General features: G+C 68.5%; 3 protein-coding genes. All 3 read right to left on the bottom strand.

What is annotated here, in order from left to right; all coding sequences use genetic code 11:
* Positions 1 to 508 (bottom strand): GIY-YIG nuclease family protein (locus LQV45_RS19225; protein ID WP_230008391.1); only part of this gene is annotated, 508 nt, incomplete at its 3' end.
* A gap of 40 nt (positions 509 to 548) precedes the next feature.
* Complete coding sequence (gene treS / locus LQV45_RS19220; RefSeq protein WP_230008392.1) at positions 549 to 2804, bottom strand: maltose alpha-D-glucosyltransferase; 2256 nt, start codon at positions 2802 to 2804, stop codon at positions 549 to 551.
* A 121-nt stretch (positions 2805 to 2925) separates the two neighbouring features.
* Positions 2926 to 4131, bottom strand: a complete 1206-nt coding sequence (locus LQV45_RS19215) for an MFS transporter (protein ID WP_230008390.1) — start codon at positions 4129 to 4131, stop codon at positions 2926 to 2928.
* Positions 4132 to 4304: the final 173 nt, after the last annotated feature.

Raw genomic sequence — 4304 nt, 5'->3', positions numbered from 1 at the left:
GCCACGGATCGTCGACACCCGCCCGTAGGTCGGCGACGTGCGCGGCGAGGTCGGGACTGAGCGTGAACCACTCCGAACCGCCGAGCCGATCGGCTCCGAACCGCGCATGTCGGCGCCGTTCGACGGAACGGTCGCCCCGCTCGAACGCGAGCAGTTCCTCGTGCCGGATCGCGCGGAGCCGCTGGCGCGGCTGTGCGCTCGTTCCGATCTTCACGCGATCGCGATAGCGCAGGTAGTAGATCACATCCACCCGCGGCGGCGGCAGCTCGCCGTCGATCGGTTCGCCGTGGCGCCATTCGCACACCGCGCACAGCCACGCCGACGGCCAGCGCACGCCGAGCCGAGAACCGCACAACGCACAGGGTGTCGGGAGCACATCGGTCACACCGTCACGGCGCGTCGACCACTCCCCTGCCAGGGCGGAGTGCTCGACGCACAGACGAAGGGGCGCACCGATCTCCGCGTGGTCGTCGCACCCGGGGACCAGGCAGGCGTCGGGAGGGGTCATGCCCGAAGGCTAGGACCGACCCCCGACACCACCGCCCTCATCAGTCCTCGGCCGGCTCGGGTGCGTGCATCCGCAGGAACAGCCCGGCGTAGGGTCCGAGCTCGAGCGCGAAACTCTGCAGCTCATCGACCCGGCCGAGCACATCGCCCGTGGCCGCGTCCACCGCGGTGCTCTGCGGCACGAGCCACTCCGACCGCACGGTCCCCTCGATGCTCTCACCCGAGAAGTTGAGGACAGTGATCTGCAGCGGGGCATCGTCGAGCCGACGGTCGCCTCCGTCGAGCCGATGCACCATCACGAGCATGCTCGGGTGACCGACCTGAGGGATGTCGACCTGCGAGGCGACGGCGATATCGTTCTCGCCCCGGATCCGCAGGATCTCGCGCAGCCCGGAGAGGAACGACTCAGGATCGTCCTGCTGGCGACCGAGCGAACCGTAGAGGGAGCGTGCACGCGGCATCCCCGATGCGGAGGTCGCGGCGTCCGGAGCGACATCGAGGAGATCGTGCGCACCGCGTTCGATCCAGCGGGTGTCGCCCGACGAAATGAGGTGGTGGACCTCGTCGGCGGGAAGAGTGAGCGACCCCGTCAGGTCCCACCCCGAGAGCGCGAACACGCCCGGCTGCCATGAGTTGTACTTCGCCAGCAGGAGGTGCGCGTCACGGATCGCAGGCACATCCGCGTCGGTGATATCGGACAGCGTCGCCTTGCCCTGGGTCGCCGCGATGAGCGATGCCGAGGTGCAGGCGATGCCGTTCTGCGTGAAGACGAGGTTGTAGTCCGCGTCGACGGTCAGGGCCTGCGTGAGCTCGGCCCGCACGGTCTCCGCGATCTCGGCACCGGTGTACTCGCCGTGACGGAACGGGTAGACCGTCTCCCTGTGCGTGGTGGCCCAGTGCACGAGCTCGTACGTCAGCTCGTCGTGGTTCTGCATCCCGTGCACGAGCTGCACGGGCTCGACGCCCGTCTCCAGCGCCGTCGTCAACGCGAGGCGGAGAAACTCCGTGTTCGCGGTCGCCAGGGCGTGGTGGTAGCCGGGGCGCGTCACGAAGTCGTACGAGAGGTCGGCGCCGACGGCGCTGGTGTCGCGGATGTCCTCGATCGTGAGGTTGAGCTCCTGGAACGTGAAGCCGCCCACCTTGCGCACCATGCCCGCGATGATGTGGTTCGCCGCGTGCGAGAGGGGGTGCCCTTCCGACCACGCCGGCAGGCCCTCGGCGCTCTTCTCTACGCCGAGGAAGCCGTTGGCATCCAGTCGGAGAGCACTCGTCCCCAGATCGCCGAGCGAGTGCAGCGCGTCACCGATGACCAGCCGCATGCCGGCGAAGGTCGGGTCGAGCCAGTTGATCGAGGGCTGACCCTCCTTGAAGTAGTGAAGGTACACCCAACGCCGCTCGAGACCATCGGTGCCGACCACGGGCGCGGTGGCGCTCCAGTTCGTCTCTTTCACACCGGGGGTGTAGAAGATGACGCGCTGCAATTCGCCGATGATGTAGCCGCGCGCGCTGAGCTCGCGCTCCGTCTCGGAATCGAGGTTGACCGAGTCACGACCGGACGGGACCTCGGGCAGCAGGCCCCAGTCCTCGCGGGGGATCTCGACCATGTGGTAGATCCCCGGGTAGTCCTTGTACGCCATCTCCGCCAGGCGGAAGTCGGCGCCCTTGCCGGTGTGGCCCGGCACGATGTCGTCGATGACGCTGCCGCCGTGCGCGTCGGCCACGTCCGCCATGCGCCGGAAGGCGTTCTCGTCACCGAACTCGGGGTCGATCTGGGTGCTGATGCGGTCGAAGTGCCCGTCGACGCTGGGCGTCTCCTGCCATCCGCTGATCCCGCCCGCACGCTTGACCGGACCGGTATGGATGCCGTTGATCCCGACCCATTCGAAGGCCTCCCACAGGGCCTCATCGCCGAGGGCGTCGAGGAACGACTCCCCGGGGCGCGCCATGAGCGAAATGGGGTACGCGGTGAACCAGACGTCCGTCGAGTCGATCGCCCGTCGGGCGTCGGGCCGCGCGTACGGGTTGCGCCACATGGACGGCTGCCCGGAGAGCTGCCGGCTCAAGACGTCCGCGTCCTTCAGCATCGACTGCCGCACCAACCACTCCACGTACGACGGGTTGCCGCCGTTCGCGTTTCGTGGATCGGTGAGGAATCGACGCAGCGTCCCCCCGCGGAACTGGTCACGCGGGCGCAGCCGGCGAGGACGAGCCGGATACCGCTGCTCGTCGTAGCTGATCTCGACCACCGCCTCGGCGGCGTCATCGATGGTCTCGCTCGCGGTGCTGTCTTCCGGCATCCGCGTCGCCTTGCTCTCGTCGGCGTCGTCCACTCCCGACCTCCTCACGTCGTCCTACCGACGCTAGTCGGCATCGACGACACGCCGTCAGGGATTGACCCGGACGCGCCGGGAGTTCGCCTCACGCAGAGCGCCGCGGCCGCAACGCGCCGTAGGCGAGACCCGCGGACAGCGCGCACATGGCGATCACGACGACGAGGAACCACTCCCAGCCGCCGGAAGCGAACACCACGCCGAGCAGCCAGCCGAACAGGCTGGAACCGCCGTAGTACCCGAGGTAGTACAGCGACGACGCCTGCGCACGCGCGTGCGGCTCGGCAGCCACGGGAGTCCACCCGGATGCCACCGCGTGCGCGGCGAAGAACCCGGCGGTGAAGATCACCAGGCCCACCATCACCACCGCGACCAGAGGGACCGCCATGAGTGCCGCACCCGCCGCCGTCACGCCGATCGACGTCAGGAGCACCGGGAAGCGCCCCCGGCGCACCGCGAGTGCTCCCGCGCGCGGTGACGAGATCGTGCCGGCCAGGTACGCCAGGAACAACAACGTCACCACGCCCGGCGCCAGCGCGAACGGCGGGCCCGTGAGGTGGAAGCCGAGATAGTTGTAGACCGCGACGAACGCGCCCATGAGGAGGAAACCCTGCGCGTACAGCGCCAACTGGGTGCGGGAGCGGAGGTTCACCACCAACCGCTCGAGGACGGAGGGTCCCGAGATCGCGCGACCACGGCGCGGCACGAAACCCCGGGCCCGTGGCACGAGCGACAAGAAGATCGCGGACGCCACCACGCACAGGACGATGACGGATGCCACGCCCCATCGCCACCCCGCCAGCTCTCCGACCGGCCCGGATACCAGCCGACCACTCAAACCACCGACGGTCGTTCCGGCGATGTACGAACCGGCGGCCGCGGCGACATGTCGGACGTCCACCTCTTCGCTGAGGTAGGCCAGAGCCACGGCGGGAACGGCACCGAGGGCAACACCCTCGAGGAGCCGGAGCACCAGCAGAGAGGAGACGTCGTGAGCGAACGGCGCCGTGGCGCCGAAAACGGTCGCCCCCAGGATGCCGATCGCCATGGCGGGCACGCGCCCGATGCGATCCGCGACGAGTGACCACGGGATCACCGCCGCAGCCAGCCCGAGGGTGGATGCCGAGACGCTCAACGCCGCCGTCGCCGGCAGAATAGCCAGGTCTACGGCGATCTGCGGCAAGAGCGCTTGTGTCGCGTACAGCTGAGCGAAGGTGGCGACACCACCGAAGAACAGCCCCACCAGCAGACGCCGATACTCGCGGCTCCCCGGAAGGTGTCCTGAGAAGCTCACGATGCGACCCTATCCGCTACGTATCGCGCCCGGAACAATGACAAAGGGCGTCGATCGCCACCCCGCAAGGAGGAGCAATCGACGCCCTCTGACGAAGACGTGCAGAAATGCGAAATGGCCACCCAGCTTTGGGTGGCCATTTCGACTAAAAGAAGTCCGGCGGTGTCCTACTC

Source organism: Microbacterium sp. Bi128, assembly GCF_918698205.1.
Note: the sequence above shows the minus strand (reverse complement) of the source record. Positions and strands in the feature narration are given on the sequence as shown.